Annotated in this window: 24 protein-coding genes; 17 read left to right on the top strand and 7 right to left on the bottom strand. The window is 68.7% G+C overall.

Annotation, left to right across the window (positions count from 1 at the left end; all coding sequences use genetic code 11):
* The first annotated feature begins 107 nt into the window (after positions 1 to 107).
* Positions 108 to 578 carry a hemerythrin domain-containing protein gene (locus tag IEY84_RS08045; protein WP_183544069.1) on the top strand — a complete coding sequence of 157 codons (471 nt, stop codon included), beginning with the start codon at positions 108 to 110 and terminating at the stop codon, positions 576 to 578.
* 13 nt (positions 579 to 591) lie between these two features.
* On the opposite strand, the gene IEY84_RS08040 is transcribed toward IEY84_RS08045, so the two are convergent.
* On the bottom strand, positions 592 to 1347 hold the full coding sequence (locus tag IEY84_RS08040; protein WP_183544067.1) for a nucleotidyltransferase domain-containing protein: 756 nt from the start codon (positions 1345 to 1347) through the stop codon (positions 592 to 594).
* 64 nt (positions 1348 to 1411) lie between these two features.
* Between IEY84_RS08040 and IEY84_RS08035 the strand changes: the two genes are divergently transcribed.
* Both IEY84_RS08035 and IEY84_RS08030 read left to right on the top strand, forming a co-directional pair.
* Positions 1412 to 2632 carry a winged helix-turn-helix domain-containing protein gene (locus IEY84_RS08035; protein WP_183544065.1) on the top strand — a complete coding sequence of 407 codons (1221 nt, stop codon included), beginning with the start codon at positions 1412 to 1414 and terminating at the stop codon, positions 2630 to 2632.
* A 41-nt stretch (positions 2633 to 2673) separates the two neighbouring features.
* Entirely contained in the window at positions 2674 to 3123 is a 450-nt protein-coding gene (locus IEY84_RS08030) for an SRPBCC family protein (protein ID WP_183544063.1), read from the top strand.
* 19 nt (positions 3124 to 3142) lie between these two features.
* On the opposite strand, the gene IEY84_RS08025 is transcribed toward IEY84_RS08030, so the two are convergent.
* Positions 3143 to 4387 carry a GNAT family N-acetyltransferase gene (locus tag IEY84_RS08025; RefSeq protein ID WP_183544061.1) on the bottom strand — a complete coding sequence of 415 codons (1245 nt, stop codon included), beginning with the start codon at positions 4385 to 4387 and terminating at the stop codon, positions 3143 to 3145.
* Between the two features lie 147 nt (positions 4388 to 4534).
* On the opposite strand from IEY84_RS08025, the gene secA reads away from it, so the two are divergent.
* Together secA and IEY84_RS08015 are read left to right on the top strand one after the other, a co-directional pair.
* Complete coding sequence (secA, locus tag IEY84_RS08020) at positions 4535 to 7432, top strand: preprotein translocase subunit SecA (protein WP_183544059.1); 2898 nt, start codon at positions 4535 to 4537, stop codon at positions 7430 to 7432.
* A 134-nt stretch (positions 7433 to 7566) separates the two neighbouring features.
* Positions 7567 to 8484 carry a hypothetical protein gene (locus tag IEY84_RS08015; RefSeq protein ID WP_189129294.1) on the top strand — a complete coding sequence of 306 codons (918 nt, stop codon included), beginning with the start codon at positions 7567 to 7569 and terminating at the stop codon, positions 8482 to 8484.
* Between the two features lie 56 nt (positions 8485 to 8540).
* Here the strand turns inward: IEY84_RS08015 and IEY84_RS08010 are convergent, their stop codons facing one another.
* From IEY84_RS08010 to IEY84_RS08000, 3 genes are all read right to left on the bottom strand, one after another.
* The gene (locus IEY84_RS08010; protein WP_183544055.1) at positions 8541 to 9110 is read right to left on the bottom strand and encodes an Rv3235 family protein; all 570 of its coding nucleotides are present in this window, start codon (positions 9108 to 9110) and stop codon (positions 8541 to 8543) included.
* A 124-nt stretch (positions 9111 to 9234) separates the two neighbouring features.
* Positions 9235 to 9564, bottom strand: a complete 330-nt coding sequence (locus IEY84_RS08005; protein WP_183544053.1) for a sec-independent translocase — start codon at positions 9562 to 9564, stop codon at positions 9235 to 9237.
* Positions 9565 to 9582: 18 nt separating this feature from the next.
* On the bottom strand, positions 9583 to 10728 hold the full coding sequence (locus IEY84_RS08000) for an Mrp/NBP35 family ATP-binding protein (protein WP_183544051.1): 1146 nt from the start codon (positions 10726 to 10728) through the stop codon (positions 9583 to 9585).
* Positions 10729 to 10915: 187 nt separating this feature from the next.
* Here IEY84_RS08000 and IEY84_RS07995 point away from each other — a divergent pair, with 187 nt between their 5' ends.
* Positions 10916 to 12514 (top strand): sulfatase-like hydrolase/transferase, encoded by a 1599-nt coding sequence (locus IEY84_RS07995; RefSeq protein WP_189129293.1) that lies wholly within the window; start codon positions 10916 to 10918, stop codon positions 12512 to 12514.
* 34 nt (positions 12515 to 12548) lie between these two features.
* Here IEY84_RS07995 and IEY84_RS07990 read toward each other — a convergent pair whose 3' ends face one another.
* Positions 12549 to 13064, bottom strand: coding sequence for a DUF1003 domain-containing protein (locus tag IEY84_RS07990; protein ID WP_183544048.1), 516 nt, complete (start codon positions 13062 to 13064; stop codon positions 12549 to 12551).
* Complete coding sequence (locus IEY84_RS07985; RefSeq protein ID WP_183544047.1) at positions 13057 to 14385, bottom strand: magnesium transporter MgtE N-terminal domain-containing protein; 1329 nt, start codon at positions 14383 to 14385, stop codon at positions 13057 to 13059. Before IEY84_RS07985 ends, IEY84_RS07990 begins: the two co-directional genes overlap by 8 nt.
* 189 nt (positions 14386 to 14574) lie before the next feature.
* On the opposite strand from IEY84_RS07985, the gene IEY84_RS07980 reads away from it, so the two are divergent.
* From IEY84_RS07980 to IEY84_RS07930, 11 genes are all read left to right on the top strand, one after another.
* Positions 14575 to 15972 (top strand): endonuclease/exonuclease/phosphatase family protein, encoded by a 1398-nt coding sequence (locus IEY84_RS07980; RefSeq protein WP_183544045.1) that lies wholly within the window; start codon positions 14575 to 14577, stop codon positions 15970 to 15972.
* 136 nt (positions 15973 to 16108) lie between these two features.
* Positions 16109 to 17302: an acyl-CoA dehydrogenase family protein gene (locus tag IEY84_RS07975; protein ID WP_141806067.1), complete on the top strand. Its 1194-nt coding sequence runs from the start codon at positions 16109 to 16111 to the stop codon at positions 17300 to 17302.
* Positions 17303 to 17409: 107 nt separating this feature from the next.
* Entirely contained in the window at positions 17410 to 17580 is a 171-nt protein-coding gene (locus IEY84_RS07970; protein WP_183544044.1) for a DUF5302 domain-containing protein, read from the top strand.
* A gap of 83 nt (positions 17581 to 17663) precedes the next feature.
* Positions 17664 to 18815: a hypothetical protein gene (locus IEY84_RS07965; RefSeq protein WP_183544043.1), complete on the top strand. Its 1152-nt coding sequence runs from the start codon at positions 17664 to 17666 to the stop codon at positions 18813 to 18815.
* A gap of 27 nt (positions 18816 to 18842) precedes the next feature.
* Positions 18843 to 19775, top strand: coding sequence for a glycosyltransferase family 2 protein (locus tag IEY84_RS07960; protein WP_183544042.1), 933 nt, complete (start codon positions 18843 to 18845; stop codon positions 19773 to 19775).
* Positions 19776 to 19824: 49 nt separating this feature from the next.
* Entirely contained in the window at positions 19825 to 20859 is a 1035-nt protein-coding gene (locus IEY84_RS07955; RefSeq protein ID WP_183544040.1) for a MaoC family dehydratase, read from the top strand.
* Between the two features lie 10 nt (positions 20860 to 20869).
* Complete coding sequence (locus IEY84_RS07950; protein ID WP_183544039.1) at positions 20870 to 21691, top strand: SDR family oxidoreductase; 822 nt, start codon at positions 20870 to 20872, stop codon at positions 21689 to 21691.
* A gap of 36 nt (positions 21692 to 21727) precedes the next feature.
* Positions 21728 to 22282 carry a histidine phosphatase family protein gene (locus tag IEY84_RS07945; protein WP_183544038.1) on the top strand — a complete coding sequence of 185 codons (555 nt, stop codon included), beginning with the start codon at positions 21728 to 21730 and terminating at the stop codon, positions 22280 to 22282.
* Between the two features lie 95 nt (positions 22283 to 22377).
* On the top strand, positions 22378 to 23103 hold the full coding sequence (locus IEY84_RS07940) for a hypothetical protein (RefSeq protein ID WP_183544037.1): 726 nt from the start codon (positions 22378 to 22380) through the stop codon (positions 23101 to 23103).
* Between the two features lie 32 nt (positions 23104 to 23135).
* On the top strand, positions 23136 to 23561 hold the full coding sequence (locus IEY84_RS07935) for a hypothetical protein (protein ID WP_183544036.1): 426 nt from the start codon (positions 23136 to 23138) through the stop codon (positions 23559 to 23561).
* Between the two features lie 31 nt (positions 23562 to 23592).
* Positions 23593 to 24243 (top strand): DUF6758 family protein, encoded by a 651-nt coding sequence (locus tag IEY84_RS07930; protein ID WP_183544035.1) that lies wholly within the window; start codon positions 23593 to 23595, stop codon positions 24241 to 24243.
* Positions 24244 to 24250: the final 7 nt, after the last annotated feature.

Here is a 24250-nt window from a genome sequence, read left to right as displayed (position 1 = left end):
GCCGCTAGGCTGACGCCAGCGTCGCGTGCCGGTGACAGACCGTGTCAGGCATGGAGGCGCCGGACACGAAGGAGCACGACTGATGTTGTCGTCCCCTTCGCCCTCACGTGACTGAGGGCGAGAAGACCAGGCTGATCGCCTGGAGCAACGAGATGCGCGACGTGCACGAGCGTCTGCGCAAGGCCCTGCGGGTGACGCAGGAGACGATCGCCGCGGGAGACCCCGCCGAGCCTGCGGCTCGCGACCTGCTGCTGTTCTGTCATGGGTTCTGCGCGGCCCTGACCGGCCATCACGAGGGTGAGGACCGGGAGCTCTTCCCGGCGATCGCCCGGGCCCATCCCGAGCTGCGCGAGACGATCCGCTATCTCGAGCAGGACCATTCCATGATCGGGCATCTCCTCGGAGGTCTGCAGGCCGCCGTCGATCGGGCCGCAACCCCCGAAGACCTCGGCAAGCACCTCGAGGGCATCTCCGCGATCATGGAGTCTCACTTCCGCTACGAGGAGCGCAAGCTGTTGAGCGTGCTCGACTCGTTGAGGCTCGATGCGGACGTGGGTGAGGTCTTCGGCCCGCTGTGAAAGACCTCTTCTTTCACCGGCGGAGCCCCGCGACCGTCCGGCGGGCATCGGTCCAGGCGATCCACGCCGTACGCAGGCGAGGCAGCGGCGCCGGGTCGCCCCGGCGCCGCGCCCGCAGCCGGTCACGGAGCCATGCCGGCGCGTCGGCCTCCTCGATCGCCGCCGACTTGGTGAGCAGCCGGCCGTGCTCGGCCGCGTGTCGGCCTCGGGCCATCGCGGTCAGGCTCAGCTCGGCGATCTCGGGCTCGAGGATCCACCAGCCCGGGTGTCTGACCGCGTCTGCCCAGTAGCCGCAGACCTCGTCACGCGACGCCTCCCGGACATCGTCCTCCGTGACAGGCGGGAACGGCGTCCGCACGTCCTCGCCGAACACCGTCAGGCCGTGGACGGCCAGCTCGACGCGGGGGATCGTCGTCAGCGGCCGGTGCACCAGCCGCCCGTGGGTCCAGGTCGGGTGCGGCGCCGCGTGATCATCTCGTCGGTCGGCGGCGACATAGGCGCAGCCGAGATCTGCGCCCGCCGCGACGCCGACGTCGAGCTCGCTGTGGACGGACGAGATCAGGTCGGTGTCCGGCGGCCCGTCGGTGAGCGCGACCAGGTCCAGGTCGCTGACCCCGGGGACATGATCGCCGGTGGCGAGCGACCCCGCGACGTACAGGCCGGTCACCCACGGCTGCGGCGCGAGACGGTCGGCAAGAGCGGCGACGGCCGGATGGTCGACGGGTCCTGACGTGTCCGAGGAAGGTGCCACGAACTCAGGATCCCGCATGTCGACGACCGGAGACGCCGGTTCCGGACGAGACTTGTCCGGAACCGGCTCTAGAGTCGGAGTCGTGCCCAGCTCGCAGACGCTCAGCCGCTCCCAGGCCCGCCGAATCGCCCTGGCGGCGCAGGGGTTCGCCGACAAGCCCCACGCGACGCCCACGATGCGTACGTTCCAGCGCACCCTGGAGCGCACCGGAGTGCTCCAGGTCGACAGCGTCAACGTGCTGCAGCGGGCGCACTACATGCCGCTCTACAGCCGGATGGGGGCATACGACACCGGGCTCCTGCACCGCGCGAGCAGCGGTCACAGGGACCGCCGGATGGTGGAGTACTGGGCGCACGTGCAGGCGTTCATGCCGGTCGAGCTGTGGCCGCACATGCAGTGGCGGATGGACGACTACCGCGCGACCAAGGGGTCGAAGTGGTGGGGGAGCGTCCCGGACGGGATGAAGGAGAAGGTGCTCGCGCTGGTGGCCGAGCAGGGCGCGGTCACCGCGCGCGAGGCCGCCAGAGCGCTCGACGACGCCGGGCCGCAGAGCAAGGACCACTGGGGCTGGAACTGGTCCGACTCCCGCAAGACCCTCGACATCCTCTACATGTTCGGCGAGCTTGCGATCGCCGGGCGGAACGACCAGTTCGAGGTCGCCTACGACCTGCCCGAACGGGTCATCCCCAAGATCTACCTCGACATGCCGACGCCGATCCGCGAGGAGGCCCAGCTCGAGCTCGTACGCCGCGCCGCGAGGTCCCACGGGGTCGGCACCGCCAAGGACGTCGCCGACTACTTCCGGATGCGCGTGGACGACACGACCCGTGCGCTCAACCAGCTCATCGACGCCGGTGAGGTGGAGCCGGTCACGGTCGAGGGCATCCGCAAGCAGGCGTACCTCTTCACCGGGTCACGCCTCCCGCGCCGCATCGACGCCCGCGCGCTGCTGAGCCCGTTCGACCCGCTGGTCTGGGAACGGGAGCGCACCGAGGCGCTCTTCGACTTCTACTACCGGATCGAGATCTACACGCCGGCGCACAAGCGGATCCACGGCTACTACGTGCTCCCCTTCCTCCTCGGCGAGCACATCGTCGGCCGCGTCGATCTGAAGGCCGATCGCAAGAGCGGAACGCTCCAGGTCAAGGGCGCCTACACAGAGCCGAACGCCCCCGTCGAGACGGCCATCGAGCTGGCCGCCGAGCTCGAGCGACTCGCCGGCTGGCTCGGCATGGACACGATCCAGGTCGAGCCCAAGGGCGACCTCGCGCCGGCGCTGATCGCCGAGGTGGCCGTCCGCTAAATCGATATGGCAGCCCATGGGCCTGTGCTTGGATCGAGCACATGAGCGATGAGCACATCGTCACCGCCAACCGCGAGATCCGGGCGGAGGCGGCGCAGATCTTCGAGGTGATCGCCGATCCCGCACAGCAGCCGACGTGGGACGGCAACGACAACCTCTCCGAGGCACCGCAGGGGCAGCGGGTGCAGGCGGTTGGCGACCTGTTCACCATGCAGCTCACCGGCGGCCAGATCCGGGAGAACCACATCGTCGAGTTCGAGGAGGGCCGGCGCATCGCGTGGCGCCCGTCCGAGCCCGGCAAGCAGCCGCCGGGTCACCTGTGGCGCTGGGAGCTGGAGTCGGCGGGCGACGGCCTCACTCGCGTCACCCACACCTACGACTGGACCGACCTGACCGACACCAACCGTCTCAAGCGTGCCCGCGCCACCACCGCGGACATGCTCGCCGCCTCGCTCACACGTCTGGCGGCCCTGGTCGAGTCGACGGAGTGATCTGTGGAGGCCTCATGAGTCAGAGTGTCTCGATCAGGCGGGCGGTCGCGCACGCCAGGTCATCGGGACGAGAAGCGAGCAGGTCGCGACGGATCTCCAGCATGATCGCCTCGACCGCGGAGTCCCGGCGATAGCGATCGAGCGGCACGTAGCAGCCGGAGAAGGGTGAGTCGAGCGTGACATCGCCGGTCACCGCTGCCAGCGCGGACCGCGCCCGGTCGAGGAGCAGCTCTGGCGTATGGAAGTCGTCGGTACCCAGGCAGACCTCTGGCCGCGGACTGTTGCCGTGCAGCTCATAGGGGAGGGCTGAAGCAGGATAGGAGTGGACGTCGATGACGGTCACCCGGCCTGCGGACGCGAGCCGCTTGGTGACGAGCTCGGCCAAGGCGGCGGCGTACGGCTCGAAATAGGTCTGCACAAGGGTGCGGCGCTCCGCGGGCGAGGGTTGCCGGAGCACTCCGCGCTGGGTCGTCGCCTCGTAGACCACCCCCATGCCGACCGCATTCATCTCCTCGGTCTCGTCGGGAAACCGCTCCGGGTCGACGACCAGTCGCGAGAGCCGGTTGACGAACGCCCAGGGGCGTACGCCGCAGAGATCGGCCACGCGCTCGGCTAGGAGGTCGGTGTCCGCGTCCGTGATCGCGGTCAGCTCCCGGTCGAGGTCGGCGTCGGAGAGCCCGATCCCGCTGCGTACGTCTGCAGGGATCACGCGCGAGGCGTGGGGCACGTGCAGAAGCACGGTCGATCCCGGGGCGCCCGGGACGATCTCGAAGCTGCGGACGGGGCCGCTCCCACTAAGAGGTAGGACGCAGCGTACGTCGGTCTCGTGGGTGTCCTGGAAGAGGCCGATCTCCTCGAAGCCGCGGGACGCATAGAGCGCGCGGGCACTGGTCCACGTGCTGGTGGTGGAGACGCGCAGCTCGCGACAGTCGCGCCTTCGGGCCTCGTCGATGAGGTGATCGAGCACCTGCCCGGCGAGCCCGATCCGCCGGGTATGAGCCGCAGTGCTCATCCTGACGATCTCGCCGACGCCACCCGGGCGTGCGGCCAGGGTGCCTGTGGCGACCACATCGCCCCCGAGTCGGGCGACCACGGTCAGGCTGCCGGGATAGCTGTCGGGTAGGTCATACACATCCGGGTTGAGCGTCGCGTCGAACGCGACTCCGTAGCGTTCCCGAAGGCCGGCGATGATCAGATCCGCGACGTCACGCCGCTCCACGTCACGGAGCACACTCAGACTGATCTGCCGATCCGAGGCTGTCACGGCCAGGAACGTAGCAGCGACGGATCGCCCCGACCTCTCGCGCACGAACAAAGAGACCGAGTCGTTGTGCCGCCGCCGTACGGCGACGACCGGCAGGTGGGTAGAGTGAGCGTGCTATCTGTCTGCCGCTAGTAGGAGCCCGCCACCGTGGCAATTCTCGACAAGATCCTTCGCCTCGGCGAAGGTAAGATCCTTCGCGAGCTCGAGGCCATCTCGAAGGCCGTCAACGCGATCGAGGACGAGTTCGTCGCGATGAGCGATGACGAGCTGCGGGGGATGACCGACGAGTTCAAGCAACGCCTGGAGAACGGCGAAGACCTCGACGACATCATGGCCGAGGCGTTCGCCACGGTCCGTGAGGTCACTAAGCGCGTCCTGGGCCAGCGTCACTACGACGTCCAGATCCAGGGCGGCGCGGCGCTCCACCTCGGCAACATCGCCGAGATGAAGACCGGTGAGGGCAAGACCCAGACCGCCGTGCTGCCGGCCTATCTCAACGCGCTGGCCGGCAAGGGCGTCCACGTCGTCACCGTCAACGACTACCTGGCCAAGTTCCAGGCCGAGATGATGGGCCGCATCTTCGGCTTCCTCGGCCTCACCGTCGGCGTGATCCTGCCGCAGATGACCCCGGCCCAGCGCCGTGAGGCCTACAACTGCGACATCACCTACGGCACCAACAACGAGCTCGGCTTCGACTACCTGCGCGACAACATGGCTTCCTCCATGGAGGACCTGGTCCAGCGCAGCCACTTCTTCGCGATCGTCGACGAGGTCGACTCGATCCTCATCGACGAGGCCCGCACCCCGCTGATCATCTCGGGTCCGACCGAGGACGACGTGAAGTGGTACGACGAGTTCGCCACGATCGCCAAGAACCTGGTTCGCGACGTCGACTACGAGGTCGATGAGAAGAAGCGCACCATCGCGGTCCTCGAGCGCGGCATCACCCAGGTGGAGGACCACCTCGGCATCGAGAACCTCTACGAGGCGGTCAACACCCCGCTGATCTCGTTCATGAACAACTCGATCAAGGCCAAGGAGCTCTTCCGCCGCGACAAGGAGTACGTCGTCGCCAACGGCGAGGTCCTGATCGTCGACGAGCACACCGGCCGCATGCTCGCCGGCCGCCGCTACAACGACGGCCTGCACCAGGCGATCGAGGCCAAGGAGGGTGTGAAGGTCCGCGAGGAATACCAGACCCTCGCGAGCATCACCCTGCAGAACTACTTCCGGCTCTACGACAAGCTCTCCGGCATGACCGGAACGGCGATGACCGAGGAGTCGGAGTTCGACAAGATCTACAAGCTCGGCGTGGTCCCGATCCCGACGAACAAGCCGATGATCCGCAAGGACCAGCCCGACCTCGTCTACCGGACCGAGGAGGCGAAGTACGACGCCGTCGCCGACGATCTGGTCGAGCGTCACAAGAACGGCCAGCCGGTGCTGGTCGGCACCGTCTCGGTGGAGAAGTCCGAATACCTGAGCAACCTCCTCAAGAAGCGCGGCGTCCCGCACACCGTCCTCAACGCGAAATACCACGCTGACGAGGCCAAGATCGTCGCTCTGGCCGGTCACAAGGGCGCGGTCACGGTCGCCACCAACATGGCCGGCCGAGGCACCGACATCATGCTCGGTGGCTCCGTCGACTTCCTTGCTGACCAGGAGCTTCGTAAGCAGGGCCTGGAGCCGGCGGGCGAGACGGCTGAGGCGTACGAGCAGGCCTGGGCGCCGACCGTGGAGCGGATCAAGGAGCAGGTCGCCGCCGAGCACGACGAGGTCGCCAAGCTCGGTGGCCTCTACGTCCTCGGCACCGAGCGTCACGAGTCCCGCCGCATCGACAACCAGCTCCGCGGTCGTTCCGGCCGTCAGGGTGACCCGGGCGAGTCCCGCTTCTACCTGTCGCTGGAGGACGACCTGATGCGCCTGTTCAAGGGCGAGTGGGTCGACCGCATCCTGACCACGCTGAAGATCCCCGACGACGTGCCGATCGAGGCCAAGTCGGTGACCAAGTCGATCGCCAACGCGCAGACCCAGGTCGAGGGCCAGAACTTCGAGTCCCGGAAGAACGTCCTCAAGTACGACGACGTCATGGACCGTCAGCGCAAGGTGATCTACGCCGAGCGCCGTGAGGTGCTCGAGGGCGCTGACCTCGAGGAGCAGATCCGGACCTTCATCGATGACGTCGTCACCGGCGTCGTCACCGGAGCGACCCAGGACTTCGCCGAGGAGTGGGACCTCGACCAGCTGTGGACCGACCTCAAGCAGATCTGGCCGGTCTCGGTCGACCCGGAGAAGCTGATCGCGGACGCCGGGGGCAGCAAGGCCGACCTCGACCGCCACGAGCTGATCGAGCTCCTCAAGAAGGACGCCCAGGACGCCTACGACCGCCGCGAGGACGAGATCGGCGAGGAGGGCATGCGCGAGGTCGAGCGCCAGGTGGTGCTCTCGGTGCTGGACCGCAAGTGGCGTGAGCACCTCTACGAGATGGACTACCTGCGCGAGGGCATCGGGCTGCGGGCCTACTCCCAGCGCGACCCGCTGGTGGAATACCAGCGCGAGGGCTTCGACATGTTCACGGCGATGATGGACGGCATCAAGGAGGCCACGGTCGGCTACCTGTTCAACCTGGAGGTCCAGGTCGAGCAGGCAGAGGCTGAGTTCCACTACCACCCGGACGGCACGCGTCACGCCGGTCCGATGCACGAGGGCGCGCTCGCCGAGCCGCCGGTGGGCGTCGGTCAGGCAGGTGGCCTCCAGGACATCTCTGACGCGCTGAGGGCCGAGGCGGCCAAGGCATCGGCGGCCGCCCCGCAGGTCACCGCGAAGGGTCTGCAGCGGCCGGCCACCCCCAAGCACCTGGCCTTCTCCGGCCCGGACGAGCAGGGCCAGGCCGAGGCGCAGAGCAACACGGTCAGCAACGCCGACGACCCCTACGCCAAGGTCGGCCGCAACGAGCTCTGCCCCTGTGGCTCGGGCAAGAAGTTCAAGCAGTGCCACGGTCGCCCCGGCGGCCCGACCGGCCTCACCACCCGCGTCAACGGCTGAGGCCCCCAGCACAGATCCCGTGGAGCGCTGTGCGTACGTCGTACGGACAGCGCTCCACGGGCTAGTGTCGCCTTGTGGTCGACGACGAGGCTGAGTGGGCACGGCTACATGCCGCGGGTCTGCTCACTTCCCAGATGCGGATGCAGGATGGTGTAGCCAGCTATGCCCAGCTGCTCGCGGGCGGGGTCACCCGCATCGACATCGAGCGGAGGCTGCGGCGAAACGAGCTGCGCCGGGTCCATCCGCGGGTCTATGCCGACCATACCGGTCCGCTCACCTGGACCCAGCGCGCGTGGGCAGCGGTGCTCTACGCGGAGCCTGCCTTCCTGTGCGGAGTCAGCCTCGAGGAGCCGAAGGGCCGTGATACCGGCGAGCCGATCCACGTCGCGATCGACAGGTCCCGCCGAGTCAGGCCACAGGAGGGTCTGGTGATCCACCGGCTTGCTGACCTCGCACCCCGGACGTACGGCGGCACCCCGCCGCGCCTCAAGGTCGAGGACAACGCGCTGCTGATGGCCCAAGAGGCACGCAAGGAGATCGATGCGATCGCCGCGGTCGCGCAGGTTGCAAGCAAGAGGTACGTGACGGCTGCATCGCTGCGCGCCGCGCTGGGGCGATACCCATCGCTGCGCCGCCGTCCGCTCGTCGCCGGCATGATCGACGACCTGGAGGCAGGCACGCACTCCGTCCTCGAGCACGGTTACCTCACCAAGGTCGAGCGGCCGCACGGTCTCCCGGCAGGGGATCGGCAGGCTGTGCGGCCAGGACCGAGCGGAAGCCAGTTCCGTGACGTCGAGTATGCGGCGTACGGCTTGGTCGTCGAGCTCGACGGTGCCCTGGGACACGAGTCGTGGCGGGAGCAGGCACGCGACGCCGACCGCGACCTCGACGACCTCGCGCGGCTCGGCTCGGTGACAGCTCGGTTGCGCTGGCACCAGGTGTTCGACACCCCGTGCCGTACGGCGGCTCGGATCGGCAGGATCCTGACTCGAGGTGGCTGGGAGGGCAAGACTCGCACCTGTGGCGAGTCTTGCGAGGCAACGGCGAGCTGAGGTGTGGAGCGCTGTACGCATGGGGTGCGTACAGCGCTCCACAGGTCGAATGCTGCCTAGTCGTAGCTCCCGAAGTTGAGCACCGTGCAGACCCAGCTCTCGCCGTTGCGCTCGAAGCGGACGGCGAGAGCTCGCAGGCCAGCGCCGAATCGGATCGTGATGGTGGCTTCGACGATGTCGTCGGAGACCTCGTAGACGTGGCAGCGATGGACGCGAGGGCGGACCGGCTGGTTGCGGCCGGTGCCGGCCTCGTACGCCCCTGAGCGCGCCGTGAGGCTGGCGCGGTATCTCAGGTCGGCGTAGACGTCCTTGGTCGTCCAGCGGACCAGCTGGCTGGCCGGGCGGTCGCCGCCGACGACCTCGGCGGCCTTCTGGGCGAACTGTGGGATCCAGCCGCGCAGGTGGCCGTTGGCCGGGACGATCGGCACCGGTGGCGGGATGTCGCCGTCATCGGTGGTGTCCCCGGCCTCGTCGCCGGGCCCATCGCCCGAGGGGCGAGGTGGGTCCAGGCGAGGCTGGAGATCGAAGGCGAGCATGCCCTGGACATCGGCCAAGGGCACGTCGGCGAGGTGTTGCGGATTCGGCTCCGCTGGGGGATCGGGTTCCCGAGATCGTAGAGCGCTCATGGGCGCCAACTCCTTTCTACGCAGGCAACCTTCTCTTACCCGTTATGAACGGTTCTAAACCGACGAGTAAACGGAAGGGTGCTGCTGCGGAAAGGAGACTCAGAGCCTCAGGAGCCGGAGGTGACTAGGTCGCCTGATCGTCGTAGGGCGGCTTCTCGCCGGCCAGCAGGGGCTTGGGCGCCTTGGCGACGGCCTCCTCCTGCTCGATCTCGGCGAGGGCTTCCTGGATCTGCTTGCTGACGATGCGACGGGGGTCGAGGTCGCGCAGCTCGAGATCCTGGTAGGCGGGCCCGAGCTCTCCGCGCAGGTCGTCGCGCGCGTTGTTGGCCAGGTTGCGCACCTGGTGGAGGAGGCGGGCGATCTGCCGTGCCATGTCGGGGATCTTGTCCGGCCCGAAGACCAGGATGGCGATCACGACGATGACGGCAAGCTCCGCGAAGCCGATGCCGAACACGGAGGTGAACCTACAGGCTCAGAGCTTGGAGGTGGGAGTGAGGCCCAGCTGCATGCCCGCGAGCCCGCGTCCGCGGCCCGAGATCGTACGCGCCACCTCGGCCAGGACCTTGGCAGACTCCGCGGTCGGGTCGGACTCGACGATGGGCTTTCCGGCGTCGCCGGCCTCGCGCAGGGTCTGCTCCAGCGGGATCTGGGCGAGCAGCGGCACCTTCGAGCCGAAGCGCTGGGAGAGGGTGTCGGCGACCCGCTGACCACCGCCGGAGCCGAAGACCTCCATCTTGGAGCCGTCGGGCAGGACGAGCCAGGACATGTTCTCCACGACGCCGACGACGCGCTGGTGCATCATCTCGGCCATCGTGCCGGCCCGCTCGGCCACCTCGGCGGCTGCCTCCTGGGGCGTGGTGACCACGACGATCTCGGCGTTGGGCAGGTGCTGGCCCAGCGAGATCGCCACGTCGCCGGTGCCGGGAGGCAGGTCGAGGAGGAGCGCGTCGAGGTCGCCCCAGTAGACGTCGGAGAGCATCTGGACCAGGGCCCGGTCGAGCATCGGCCCGCGCCAGGCGACGACCTGGTCGCGGCGCGGCTTGAGCATCCCGATCGAGATCACGCTCACGCCGGAGGCGGTCGGGACCGGCATGATCAGGTCGTCGACCTGGGTCGGCCGGGAGTCGGCCACGCCGAGCATCGCGGGCACGGAGTGACCGTAGATGTCGGCGTCGACGATGCCGACCTTGAGGCCCTGCTGTGCCAGCGCGACGGCCAGGTTCACGGTGACCGACGACTTGCCGACACCGCCCTTGCCCGAGGCGATCGCGAAGACCTTGGTCAGCGAGCCCGGCTGGGCGAACGGGATCTCCCGCTGCGCCTGACCGCCGGTGAGACCGTTGCGCATCTCGGTGCGCTGCTCGTTGGTCATCACACCGAGCTCGAGGTCGACGCCGGTGATGCCGTCGACCTTCTCGAGCGCCGCGGTGGTGTCGCGGTTGATCGTGTCCTTGAGCGGGCAGCCGGCGACGGTCAGCAGCACCTTGACGCTGACCACACCTGCGTCGTCGATCGAGACGGAGTCGACCATCCCCAGCTCGGTGATGGGACGTTTGATCTCCGGGTCCTGCACGGTCGCCAGGGCTGCGTTGACACGGTCGAGAAGCGGGCTACTCACAAGAAAGAAGCCTACGTCGTACGCTGAAAGACCCCCGCATCGACCGATCCGTGGAACCGCGGGCCGCTCGGATCGTGGGCCATCCCTCGGGGCCCGGACGGACTATTGTCCGATACCGGTGGGGGCACTAGATTTCTCCTGTTTTGTTCTGGGCCGCGGAGGCGGCCCTCCTGTCGGGAGTCTCCGCTTGCCTCGTCTCATCGCCCCGTTCTCCCGTCCTGTCACTCGGGCCGGCTCACTGAGTCGTGGGCTGCGCCCGAGCCGGACCTCGATCGCCACGGTGGCGGTGGCGAGCGCCGTCGCCGTCCTGTGCGGGCCGACGTCGATGGCGGAGGCGGCCGCGCTCCCGGGGCGGTTGGAGTCGGGGCGGCCGAGCGTGCTGATGATCAACGTCGACGACCTGGCGGCGACGGACATCAAGCACATGCCCAACGTGCAGAGGCTGTTGGTGCGGCAGGGGACGACGTTCACCGACGCGGTGGCGCCGACGCCGTTGTGTGTGCCGGCACGGGCGAGCCTGCTGACGGGGAAGTACGCCCACAACCACCGCAACTGGTCGATCTCGGGGGCCAACGGCGGCTACAAGGGCTTCACCGGGCGGCGCAACACGCTGCCGGTGTGGCTGGACAGGGCCGGCTACCGGACGATGTTCCTCGGCAAGTACCTCAACGGCTACGGCAAGGGGCGCGAGCGCACCGCTGCCGGCGAGCCGGGGTGGGACGACTGGCAGGCGACGATCGACATGTCGACCTACAACCTGATGAGTCCGAAGTTCAACAACAACGGCACGATCCAGAGCCCCGGTCTCTACAGCTCGGTCGCGCTGCAGAACCGCTCGGTCAAGATGATCAAGAGGGCCGGGACGAACGCCGGCGGTAAGAAGCCGTGGTTCCTCTGGGTCAACTATGTGGCGCCGCACGCAGGCGGCCCGGTCGAGGCCAGCGACCCCAGGAGGCGCTACCCCCGTCAGCCCTCGCTGTGGTTGGAGAACACCAGGCCGATGCCCGCGGACAAGGGCCGCTTCCGCCACCTCGAGCTGCCCAAGACGCCGGACATGTTCTACGCCGGGCCGGGCCAGGTCACCGCCGGCAGGCCCTACACCGCGTCCCAGAAGCGGGTCATGCGCTACGTCCACCAGCAACGGATCGAGGCGGCGCAGTCGGTCGACCGGGCGGTCGCCCGAACCGTGGCGCATCTGAAGAGCAGCGGGCAGTACCGGCGTACCGTCATCATCTTCTCCGGGGACCACGGCTACACGACCGGGCAGCACAACCGCCTGGGCAAGCTGTGGGAGTCCTCGCAGGCCTCGCGGATCCCGCTGGTCATGGTGGGTCCCGGCATCCCGAGGAACGTCAAGGTCGGCTCCACGGTGGGCAACCCGGACATCGCCACCACGGTCGCCGCCCTCGGGCGGGCGAGGCCGGGGCGGGCCCAGGACGGGGTCGACATCACCCGGGTGCTGGCCTCGAGCGTGAAGGCCGGCAAGACGCTCTACCGGCCGATCCCGGTCGCCGCCTGGCCGACCGAGGGTGGCGCGACCACCAAGTACCGCGGCATCCGCTACGGCCGTTACACCTACGTCACCGTCTCCTCGACCGGAACGCCCGTCCTCTACGACCGGGCCGTCGATCCGTACGAGACGCGCAACCTCGCTCGTGACCCGCGGTATGCCAAGGTCGTCGCCCAGCTGCGGACGATCGAGGCGAAGTACCGCAGCTGCTCGGGGAGCACCTGCCCGAAGACGTACGCAGCGACTCTGGCGACACCGAGCCCGAGTCGGTCCTGATGACCCCGACGTCCGTCGACGACCGGGTCCGAGGTCAATCAGGCGCCGGGTCGTCCCGGAGCCGGTCGCGCTCTTCCAGCTCCTCCAGGAGCAGCCGGAGCTCGGAGCGGAGGTAGTCGCGGGTGGCGACCTCGCCGAGGGCCATCCGAAGCGAGGCAGTCTCGCGGGCGAGGAACTCCATGTCGGCCTTCGACTGGGTGGCGATGCGGCGGTCCTGCTCGGCGATCGCGCGGTCGCGGTCCTCCTGGCGGTTCTGCGCGAGCAGGATCAGCGGGGCGGCGTACGAGGCCTGCAGGCTCAGCGCGAGGGTCAGGAAGATGAACGGGAAGTTGTCGAAGCGCCACTCGCGGGGCGCGAGGGTGTTCCAGGCGACCCAGATCAGCACGATGATCGTCATCCAGGCGATGAACCGTGCGGTGCCCATGTAGCGGGCGAAGGCCTCGGCGAAGGAGCCGAAGGCGTCGGCGCGGAAGGTGGGCCGCTTCACCAGGGGGCGGCGCAGCTCGCGCGGGGTGTCGAGGCGACCGCGGGCGGCGCGTGCGTCAGCCACGGCGCACCATCTCGGGGGTGATCACCTTGTTCGGACGGGTGTCGGGCCTGGTGTCGGGACGAGGCTCGGTGGCCGACTCCTGGCGGGCGAGGTTCTCGCGCCAGTTCTCCGGGAGCAGATGGTCGAGCAGGTCGTCGACGGTCACCGCGCCGGCGAGGTGACCGTTCTCGTCGACCACGGGGGCGGCGACCAGGTTGTACGTCGCCAGGTGGGCCGCGACCTGCTCGGTGCTGTCCTCGGGGCGCAGCGGCTCCAGGGAGTCGTCGAGCGCGCCCGCGACCAGCGTGGACGGTGGCTCGCGCAGCAGTCGCTGGATGTGGGCGATGCCGAGGAACTTGCCGGTCGGTGTCTCCAGCGGGGGACGGCAGACGTAGACCAGGGCCGCCTGGGCGGGGGTGAGGTCGGGATTGCGCACGAGCGCGAGCGCGTCGGCGATGGTCGCGTCGGGGCCGACGATGACCGGCTCGGGCGTCATCATCGAGCCGGCGGTGTCCTCCTCGTACGACATCAGCCGGAGGACGTCCTTGGCGTCCTCGGGCCGCATCAGGTCGAGCAGCAGGGTGGCGGTCTCCTCGGGCAGCTCGGCGATGAGGTCAGCCGCGTCGTCGGGCGACATCTCCTCGAGCACGTCGGCGGCACGCTCGGAGTCCAGGGCCCGCACGATGGCGACCTGGTCGTCTTCGGGAAGCTCCTCGAGCACCTCGGCGAGGCGCTCGTCGTCCAGCGCGGCTACGACCTGGCGCTGACGCTCGGGCGGGAGCTCGTGGATCATCGTCGCGGCGTCGGCCGGACGCATCTCGTGGATCGCCTGGACCAGGTGGGTCGCGGCCTGCGTGGGGGAGCGGTGGGCCAGTCCCTCGACGTCGTCCCACTCCACCACGTGGGTCTGGCCGCGGCGGCGAAGTCCTTTGGACGGCTCCTGCACGGCGACCCGGGAGAGCAGCCAGTCGCGGTTGCGCGCCTGCTCCATGCCGACGTCGTAGACGGTCCCGGACACCCCGCTGGAGCGCACCGTGACCTGCCGGTCGAACATCTGGCCGATCACCAGAGTCTCGGTCGAACGTGGCTGGAAGCGGCGCATGTTGAGCAGGCCGGTCGTGTAGACCTGCCCGGAGTCGATGCTGGTCACCCGGGTCATCGGCACGAAGATGCGCCGGCGTCCGAAGACCTCCACGACCAGTCCCAGCACGCGTGGCTGCCGGGCATCGGTGCGGACCGTGACCACGAGATCTCGCACCTTGCCGACCTGCTCACCGAGCGGGTCGAAGATCGGAAGGCCGACCAGGCGTGCCGCGTAGACGCGGTTGGGCGAGGTGCTCACGGCCCCACGTTATGACATCGCCCCCAGTAGGTCGCTTCGACGCTCACCCGGTGGCGCGCGAGGCAGATTCGATGATCTATCCGAAGTCGCTCCGGAACGGGACCCGGGATCTCGCTGAGGCCTGTGTTACAAAAGTGTTCCAAGTGACCAGTGTTATCGGTCGCCATTGCTGGGAGAGGGGCCGGACGGATGCGTACACAACCTCGAGCCAGGTCGCGCGGGGGTCGGGCGGCCAAGGCTGTGCTCTCCGCAGGTCTGGTCATCGGTCTCTTCGGCGGGGCGCTCGTCGCCGTCCACCACTCCTCCTCTCCGGCCGAGACGGACCTGGAGAGCGTCGCCTACTCACCGCCGCGCCATCGGATGGTCCAGGCCAACCTCAGGGCGAGCATGGGCACGGCGAGGTTCAAGAAGGACGTCCGCGAGGTCCTCGGGACCGCGCCCGACTTCGTCACCTACAACGAGGTGAACGGTCGCCGTACCGCTGATCTCGAGCCAGGGCGCTACCGGGTGTGGCGCAAGGGCGGCGACCCCTACAAGTCGGCGACGGCGGTCGCCTGGGACAACGACCGGTGGGCGGCGACCTCGAAGGGCATCCACCAGATCAGCAACAAGCGGGGCAAGCCTGCCGACCAGCGGCTGCACTGGGGGATCAGGTATGCCAACTGGGTCACTCTCGAGAACCGGACGACCGGCCGGAACGTCTCGGTGGTCGCGGTGCACTTCGCGCCCAAGTCCAAGTACTACGGTGACCTGGTCCGCCCCTCCGCCCGCGCGCTCAACGTGCTCGTCAAGTCGCTGGCGGGGCGTGGGCCGGTGATGGTCGGTGGTGACCTGAACGTGCAGTACGACGGCTCGCGCTACCCCGGCGACATCTTCGCTGCCAAGCACCTGGTCCCGATCTACGACGTCACGCAGCAGGTGCCGGTCACGCACGGCCGGGCCTCGACGATCGACTACGTCCTCGCTCGCGGGATCGCGCGCTTCGCCACCGGCAACCAGCGCGCCTTCGGGCTCGAGTCGGACCACAACGCGGTCAGCGTGGACTTCTCGCCGCTGCCGGTCACCTCGACGGCCGGCTCCGCCCGGACCAGGTTCGGGCCGGGCGTCGTGGTCACCGACCCAGGGATGAGCGTCGCCGAGGAGCAGAGCGTGCTGCGTACGGTGCTGAAGGCGGTCAACAGCGCCAGGCCCGGTCACGTCGTGCACCTGGCCACCCGTGCCTTGACCAGAGCCAGGGTGGTCCGCGCGCTGAAGCGGGCGGACTCGCGGGGCGTGCAGGTCCGGGTCGTCACGGCGGAGGAGACCACGACCGCTCAGATGCGTTCGCTGCAGGCGGTCCTCGGCAAGGACGTGAACAAGGACAGCTGGGCCGTGCCGCGGCCGAGTGGTTACGACCGCGCCGGCCTGCGGGCCACCGTGCTGCTGGTCAGCCGGACCGGCGCCACCCCGACCTTCGCCTTCAGCTCCAGCACCCAGATGTCCGCCTTGGCCGGCTCCGGGAAGCGGTCGGGCTATGTGAGCGTCAGCAAGGCGTCGTACGAGAAGCTCCTCCGGCCGGTCTCCTCGGCTGTCGGACGGCGGAGCTGAGGGTCGTAGGATCGCGGTGTGGCGGTTGTCACCTGTCGCTGATGGTTACTGATTGGTAACCTGCCGCAGTGACGTCAGCGTGGTCTCGACGGGTCTGAGACGTTGTGGCCCCGACCACCGAGATTAGGAGTAGAGCATGGGTCGCCTTGCCGAGACCGAAGGTCTCACCGACATTCAGGAAGAGATCCTGAAGACCGTCCGCCAGTTCGTGGACGAGAAGGTCATCCCGGTGGCCCAGGAGCTGGAGCATGCCGATGAGTATCCGACCGAGATCGTGGAGGGTCTCAAGGAGCTGGGCATCTTCGGTCTGATGATCCCGGAGGAGTACGGCGGCCTGGGCGAGTCCCTGCTGACGTACGCGCTGTGCGTCGAGGAGATCGCGCGTGGCTGGATGTCGGTCTCCGGTGTGATCAACACCCACTTCATCGTGGCCTACATGCTGATGCAGCACGGCACCGAGGAGCAGAAGCAGAAGTACTTGCCGAAGATGGCGACCGGTGAGGTACGCGGTGCGTTCTCGATGTCCGAGCCCGGCCTGGGCTCCGACGTCTCCGCGGTCTCCACCAAGGCGACCAAGCAGGCCGATGGCTCGTATGAGATCACCGGCCAGAAGATGTGGCTGACCAACGGTGGCTCCTCGACCCTGGTCGCGGTGCTGACCAAGACCGACGAGGGCGCCGAGAGCGTCTACAAGAACATGACCACCTTCCTGGTCGAGAAGACCCCCGGCTTCGGCGAGACCGCGCAGGGCGTGACCGTGCCCGGCAAGATCGACAAGATGGGCTACAAGGGCATCGACACGACCGAGATGATCTTCGAGGGTCACAAGATCTCGGCCGACCAGATCCTCGGTGGCACCCCGGGCAAGGGCTTCTTCCAGATGATGGACGGCGTCGAGGTCGGCCGCGTCAACGTCGCCGCCCGCGCCTGCGGCCTGGCGATCCGCGGCTTCGAGCTCGGCATCGCCTACGCCCAGCAGCGCCAGACCTTCGGCAAGAAGATCGCCGAGCACCAGGCCATCCTGTTCCGTCTCGCCGAGATGGGCACCAAGGTCGAGGTATCCCACAACATGATGGTCCGCGCCGCGCGTCTGAAGGACACCGGCAAGCGGATGGACGTCGAGGCCGGGATGGCCAAGATGGTCGCCTCCGAGTACGCCAACGAGGTCGTGGAGGACTCCTTCCGGATCCACGGCGGCTACGGCTACTCCAAGGAGTACGAGATCGAGCGGATCATGCGCGAGGTCAAGTTCATGCTCATCGGTGAGGGCACCAGCGACATCCAGAAGATGATCATCGGGCGATCGCTGCTCAAGGACTACAAGAGCTGAGCTGCCGAGACCTCGACCCTGCCGAAACCGATGGTCTCGGCAGGGTCGTTGCCGTAGGTTGGTCGTGACCCGACCGATGACTCAGGAACACCCATGTAGGGGGAGCGATGGCCAACGACGATCTCAAAGCCAAGATGCGCGAAGCGCTGGAGAAGAAGAACAACCAGGACCACGCCCACGCGGAGAGCGCCGGCGCCAAGGAGAAGGCGCACGGCTCGGAGATCGTCGGAGGAGCGCCGAAGATGCACCGCCGCAAGGCCGGTGGCGGCGGCTCCTGAGATCTGGCTCTAGACTGAGCCCAATTTGCTGGGCCCGATCTGCTGGGCCCCATGGGTCAGTCTGGTCGAGAGGTTGTTGAACATTGGCGCGCCGCGTAGTGCTCCATGTCGGGGCGATGAAGTCGGGGACGACGTATCTGCAGGGTGCCCTGTACAAGAACAAGGCACTCCTCGCCGAGCGTGGGTTCCTGGTGCCCGGCACGCGCTGGCGCCACCAGATCGAGGCCGTTCTCGACGTGAAGGGTCATCAGAAGCACCCCCAGGGTGACTCCGTCACCGGTGCCTGGGACCGCCTGGTCGCCGAGGTCGACGCCTGGGACGGGACGGCGTTGGTCTCCGTCGAGCTGCTCGCGCCGGTCGGCCCGGAGACGGTCGAGCGAGTGGCGTCGAGCTTCGACGGCGTGACTCCCGAGGTCGTGCTCTCGCTGCGTGACATCAACCGACAGATCCCGTCGATGTGGCAGGAGCTCGTCCAGAACGGCATGGACTGGACCTGGGCCGAGTTCCTCACCGCGGTCAACAAGAGCCGGCCGGGCTCGCCCGAGCGTCGCCACACCAAGCCCGGCAGACGCTTCTGGTCCGAGCAGGACTCGGTCGCCATCGCCCGGCGCTGGAGCACGGCCGGGCCTCTTCACCTGGTCACGGTGCCGCCGCCGGGCAGTCCGGCGACGCTGCTGCTGGAGCGCTTCGGCGCAGCGATGGGCTTCGACCCCGAGGGGATGCAGAGCCCGCCGCCGAAGAACACCTCCCTGGGCGCCGCCACCGTCGAGGTGCTGCGGGCGCTCAACGCAGAGCTGAAGCAGCGCGACCTGGCCTATCCGGCTGCCATGGGGCTGCGCAAGCACACCCTCGGCAAGCGCCTGATGCCGGCGCTGACGGTCGACGACCCGCGCATCGGACTCCCGGCGCCACGCTGGACGCAATCGTTCACTCGCGACCAGGCGGCGGAGCTGCGCGGTCTGGGCGCGACCATCCACGGGGATCTCGACGACCTGGCCCCTGTGGACGTCGGCGGGATCGATCCGCGCAAGATCACCGACAAACAGGTCCGGGACGCCGCTGTAGAGGCTTATGCTTCGCTGCGTACGGATCTCAACAAGAAGCTCGCCGACCCGACCATCCCTGGTGAGGCCATCGACCCGGGAGAGGGCCGCAAGGCTCCGGTGCGCGCCGTCTCCGCCCTGGCCGACCTCGTGGAGTGGTCCGTGCGGCGAGAGGAGCTGGTCCGCACGTAGGGCCGCAATCACATTCGGGGGAGTTCTTTGTCAAGCAGTTGGAGCCTGCGCCGTCGGCGCAGTCTCGCCGGTGAGGCACGCGAGACCACGGCAGGTACGCCGCCGCTGGTCGCGGTGCTCACGATCGCCCGCGACGAGGGCGAGATGCTCACCCGTTGGGTCGACCACTATGGCCGAGCGGCGGGTCACGAGAACCTGATCGTCTTCGACGACGGTTCGACCGACGGTTCGACGGACGACCTGGGATGTACGGTCCAGCGCCTGCCCGGCTTCCGCAAGGGCAACTTCGAGGCCGGTCGGATGGGCCTGGCCAGCGGGGTGGCGCACGGTCTGCTGGGCGTCTACGATGTGGTCATCTTCACCGACGTCGACGAGTTTCTCGTTCCCGACCCGGCGAGGTACGCCGACCTGTCCGACTACCTGGCCAGGCGACCCGATCAGGTGATCGCTCCGCTCGCCCTCAACGTGGTCCACCACACCGCGGTCGAGGGACCGATGGTCAGCGGCAAGGCGATCGTGGGCCAGCGGGCGTTCGCCCAGTTCGCGCCGTTGATGTGCAAGCCGTCGATCAAACGTGTCCCGGCCGCCTGGACGAACGCCTCCCACGGGATCAAGGCGCCGTACGTGCCCGACACGGGGCTCTTCATGCTCCACATGAAGTTCGCCGACGTGGACCTGCTGCGACGGCAGGCCGACCGGCGCAACCAGCTCGCCAAGTCGGTCGGCCGCGGAAAGGGAAGCTCCTGGGGACGCTCCGGCGACGATCTCGCCGGTCTGCTGACCAAGGCGACGGCCTCGGTCGGCACCGATGTCGAGGAGTTCGACCCGACGTCGGTCCAGCCGGCCAGGCTGGTCCGCGAGGAGGACGGCGTGCACCGTGCGCTCGGCCCTGGCCACATCGACAACCTCCGCAACCAGCCGCTGCTACGCATCCCGGAACGCCTCCACGGGATCGTCTGAACTAGGTTACCGTCCGGTAATCCACGTACTCACCGACGAGAGGCCGCAGATGAGCAAGACGAACCCCGGCAACTTCTTCGAGGACTTCCAGGTCGGCCAGGTCATCGAGCACGCCACGCCGCGCACGGTGACCGAGGGCGACCGGGCTGCGTACGGCTCGCTCTACCCGACCCGTTTCGCGATTCCCTCGAGCGCTGCCTTCGCGGCCTCCGTCGGGCTCGAGCAGCACCCTGTCGAGGAGCTGATCGGCTTCCACATCGCCTTCGGCAAGACCGTCCCGGACGTGTCGCTGAACGCCGTCGCCAACCTCGGTTACGCCGAGTGCCGCTTCCACCAGCCGGTGGTGCCCGGCGACACGCTCGCGACGAAGTCCGAGGTCATCGGCCTCAAGCAGAACTCCAACGGCAAGTCCGGCGTCGTCTACGTACGCTCCACGGCGACCAACCAGCGCGGCGAGGTCGCCATCGACTGGGCGCGCTGGGTGATGGTCCACAAGCGAGACCAGTCCCTCGAGGCGCCGGAGACGGTGATCCCGGAGCTGGCGAAAGCGGTCGACCCGAAGAACCTGATCGTCCCGAAGGGGCTCGACTTCTCCTCCTACGACTTCACCGCCGCCGGCGAGCTGCACCGGCTCGCCGACTACGAGATCGGCGAGAAGATCGACCACGTCGACGGCGTCACCCTGACCGCCTCCGAGCACCAGCAGGCCACCCGGCTGTGGCAGAACACCGCGAAGGTGCACTTCAACGTCGAGGCCCGGCCGGACGGGCGCAACCTCGTCTACGGCGGCCACATCATCTCGCTGGCCCGGGCGCTGTCGTTCAACGGTCTCGCCAACGCCCAGCTCGTCGCCGCGATCAACGCCGGCGCTCACACCTCGCCGGCGTTCGCGGGCGACACCGTCTACGCGTGGTCCGAGGTGCTCGACCGTGTGGAGACCGACGCCCCTGGCGTCGGTGCCCTTCGCCTGCGCCTGGTCGCGACCAGCGGCCGCGACGAGTCGATGACCCTGCGTGGCGAAGACGCCAAGTACGCTCCAGGAGTGCTGCTCGACCTCGACTACTGGGCCCTCATCCCGGCGTAAGGAGCACGTCATGTCCACCAACACCGTCTCGGGCTCCGCTTCGACACGTAAGAAGGCACTCTTCGTCTCCGGCTCGGCCCAGGGGATCGGCAAGGCGATCGTCGAGAAGTTCGCGGCGCAGGGCTGGTTCGTCGGTGTCTACGACATCGACGCCGACCTGGCCCGCGACGTCGCCGCGATCATCGGCTCCGACCACGCCATCGGCGGCACGCTCGACGTCACCGACCCGGAGTCCTGGAAGGCGGCCCTCGAGGAGTTCGCCACCGCCGCCGGCGGCCGTCTCGACCTGCTCGTCAACAACGCCGGCATCCTGCGTGCCGGCCGCCTGGCCGACGTCGACCTGGCCAAGCACCATCAGACCATCGAGATCAACGTCAACGGTGTGATCAACGGCTGCCACACCGCCTACCCCTACCTCCGGGCCACACCGGGCTCGGGCGTCATCAACGTCTGCAGCGCGAGCGCGATCTACGGGCAGCCGGAGATCGCCTCCTACAGCGCGTCGAAGTACGCCGTGCGCGGGCTGACCGAGGCGCTGGAGTTGGAGTGGCGCAAGGAGGGCATCCGCGTGCAGGCGGTCTGGCCGCTGTGGGTGAAGACCGCGCTGCTCGACGGCAACGCCGCCTCGTCCCACGAGACCCTGGGTGTCCGGCTCACCGTCGAGGACGTCGCCGAGCAGGTCTGGGAGATGGCGCAGCCGCGCAAGGGGCTGTTCCGGCTGCCGAAGGTGCACACCGCGGTCGGCTTCCCGGCCAAGGCGCTCTCGACCGCCGCCGACCTGGCGCCCAACCTGCTCTCCCGAGAGGTCAACCGGTTCATCACGCGGGCCTGATCCACCGGCCCGGCCGGAGGCTGGTTGGATGGGGTCATGGCCCTCTACCTCGTCCGGCACGGCGCCACCGAGTGGTCGCTCAACGGTCGACACACCTCCCACACCGACCTCCCTCTCCTGCCCCAGGGCGAGGAGAGCGTCCTGGCGCTGGCGCCGAGGCTGAAGGAGCAGATGTACGCCGCGGTGCTGACCTCCCCACGACAGCGGGCGCGGCGTACTGCTGAGCTCGCCGGCTTCCCCGATGCCATCGTCACCGAGGATCTGGTCGAGTGGGACTACGGCGACTACGAGGGCATCACCACCCCGGAGATCCACCGGACCGATCCCGGCTGGAGCCTGTGGACCTCGGTCACACCCGGGGGCGAGCCTGCGGCCACCGTCCAGGAGCGGCTGGGCCGTGTCGCTGCTGCCGCCCGCGATCGCGACGGCGACACCCTGGTCTTCTCCCACGGACACGCGCTGTGCGCGTTGGCGGCGGTGTGGCTGGGGCTCCCGGTCAGCGAGGGGCGGCTCTTCCGGCTGGACACCGCTACCGTCTCGATGCTGGACACGCACCACGACCAACCTGTCGTAAAGCATTGGAATACATAGCTCGTCCATAGCCCAGTCGGGTGGTATTGCTCGGGCTGATGTGGTCCCCTGTTCTGGCGGCCGTACCATCCCGCGGCCGCCCGAGGAGGGCAGCTGTGGCACGTCGTGTGATCGTCCATATCGGTGCGATGAAGTCCGGCACAACGTCGTTGCAGCATGCGCTCTACGCGCATCGGGAGCACCTTGCCAGCCTGGGCATACTCGTCCCCGGCAGGACGTGGCGGGACCAGGCGGACGCGGCCTGGAACCTGCGTGGGCGGGAGAGGTCGCTGGCAGGCGACCGCTCGCTCGAAGGCTCGTGGAAACGGCTCGTCGACGAGATCGACGCCTGGCACGGCACGGCAGTCATCTCCGCGGAGCTGCTCGCGCCGGTCGGCGACGATGTCGTGGAGAAGGTCGCGGAGAGCTTGGGCTCACCCGAGATCGTCCTGTCCGTGCGCGACCTCAACCGCAACCTCCCCGCGATGTGGCAGGAGGTCGTCCAGAACGGAGAGGTCTGGTCCTGGTCCGACTTCGCCGCCGCCGCCCGAGCGAGACGACCGCGGTGGTCCTTCCCGCACGGGTTGACCGCCTCCAGCAGGTTCTGGAGCGAGCAGGACGTGGTCGGGATCGCTCGACGGTGGAGCGTTGCCGGCCCTGTGCACGTCGTGACCGTCCCCGGGCCCGAGGCGCCCCGTGGAGCGCTGCTCGAGCGGTTCGGGGAGGTGATCGGGTTCTCCTTCGAGGACGTCAGGACCCCGCGGCCCCAGAACACCTCGCTCGGAGTCGTACGCACGGACCTGCTGCGCCGCCTCAACCGGAGCTCGATGAGCGCGAGCTGAGCTTTCCGGCGGGAATCCGCCTGCGCAAGCACGTGCTCGCCAAGCGGCTGCTGCCGGCTCTCGACGCCGCCGACGAGCGGATCGGGCTGCGGACGGAGCCATGGGTCGAGAAGAGTGCGAACCTGCAGGTCAAAGGGTTGCGGAAGCTGGGCGTGAGCCTGCACGGGGACTGGTCGGACCTGACCCCGGTCGACGTCGATGGTGCCGATCCGTCGGCCGTCACCGACGACCAGACCGCGGCCGCGGGAGCGGCCACCCACGTGGCGCTGAGGGCGTGGCTGGTCCACCGCGCGGAGACCAACCCGCGCGACGACTGGGGGCCAGCGACGATCCCGAAGTGGTCACCCGACCCCGCCGCTCCGTCCGCTCGCGCGGCGGCCGAGGCGGTCGCGGCAGTCGCCGACCTGGTCGAGTGGGCGGTACGCCGCACCCGCTCGAAACGCGCGGCCCGCGCTTGACCGAACCGACCGTAGGAGTCACCGTTGTGGGGTGGCCCTAGCGGTTGGCTGTCCACGCTGCTCGACGCCGGTGGCGAGCATCGGTGCCGGCGGTGGCCGGTCGTGCCCCGAGCACGGCGTGGTGGCTCCGTTGTGGCGTACGGACAAGGCGTCCTACGAGGATCTGGTCCAGGTGCTCTCCCTGGCCGGTGACGTGCCCACCTATGTGCCCTGGCCGGTCGCCGACGGCTGGTCGATCGCTGATCTCGCGGTGGTCGGCGACGAGGGCAAGGGAGCGGCCACGCTGCTCACGTGGACCGGGGTGACCCCCGACGACGGACCGGTGGAGCTGACCGTCGTCACCGAGGAGGCCGGCGTCGGGCTGGGCGCTCGGTGCGCGCGTACGGACGGTCCCGATCCCGGCGCCGACGCCTGCGTCGGCCCGCCCACCACGAGAGTTCGCGTCGGCGGGCAGATGGTCCCGCTGTGGCCGATCACCCAGTGGACCAACGGGGCCGAGGAGTGGGAGCGATCGGTGATGGTCGGCGAGGCGGCCGGCCGCTGGCTGTGGCTCGTCTTCCGGCCTGCCACAGCGATGTTGATGCTCCAGGACGGCTGGCACCTGCGCCAGGCCGGAGATCTCGGCGTCCAGATGGTCGAGCTGCCCTTCGGCGGGACCAGCGGATCCTGGTGGGACGACTAGAATGGTC

This window comes from Nocardioides albus (genome assembly GCF_014648255.1).
In the GTDB taxonomy this organism is placed as follows: Bacteria; Actinomycetota; Actinomycetes; order Propionibacteriales; family Nocardioidaceae; genus Nocardioides; species Nocardioides albus.
Note: the sequence above shows the minus strand (reverse complement) of the source record. Positions and strands in the feature narration are given on the sequence as shown.

Bases quoted from the DNA above. Each gene is read 5' to 3' on its own strand.
- IEY84_RS07945 (WP_183544038.1), top strand. From the start codon at position 21,728: ATGGCCCTCTACCTCGTCCGGCACGGCGCCACCGAGTGGTCGCTCAAC.
- IEY84_RS07980 (WP_183544045.1), top strand. From the start codon at position 14,575: ATGCGTACACAACCTCGAGCCAGGTCGCGCGGGGGTCGGGCGGCCAAG.
- IEY84_RS07955 (WP_183544040.1), top strand. From the start codon at position 19,825: ATGAGCAAGACGAACCCCGGCAACTTCTTCGAGGACTTCCAGGTCGGC.
- IEY84_RS07975 (WP_141806067.1), top strand. From the start codon at position 16,109: ATGGGTCGCCTTGCCGAGACCGAAGGTCTCACCGACATTCAGGAAGAG.
- IEY84_RS07950 (WP_183544039.1), top strand. From the start codon at position 20,870: ATGTCCACCAACACCGTCTCGGGCTCCGCTTCGACACGTAAGAAGGCA.
- IEY84_RS08040 (WP_183544067.1), bottom strand. From the start codon at position 1,347: ATGCGGGATCCTGAGTTCGTGGCACCTTCCTCGGACACGTCAGGACCC.
- IEY84_RS08010 (WP_183544055.1), bottom strand. From the start codon at position 9,110: ATGAGCGCTCTACGATCTCGGGAACCCGATCCCCCAGCGGAGCCGAAT.
- IEY84_RS08015 (WP_189129294.1), top strand. From the start codon at position 7,567: ATGCGGATGCAGGATGGTGTAGCCAGCTATGCCCAGCTGCTCGCGGGC.
- IEY84_RS07970 (WP_183544044.1), top strand. From the start codon at position 17,410: ATGGCCAACGACGATCTCAAAGCCAAGATGCGCGAAGCGCTGGAGAAG.
- IEY84_RS08030 (WP_183544063.1), top strand. From the start codon at position 2,674: ATGAGCGATGAGCACATCGTCACCGCCAACCGCGAGATCCGGGCGGAG.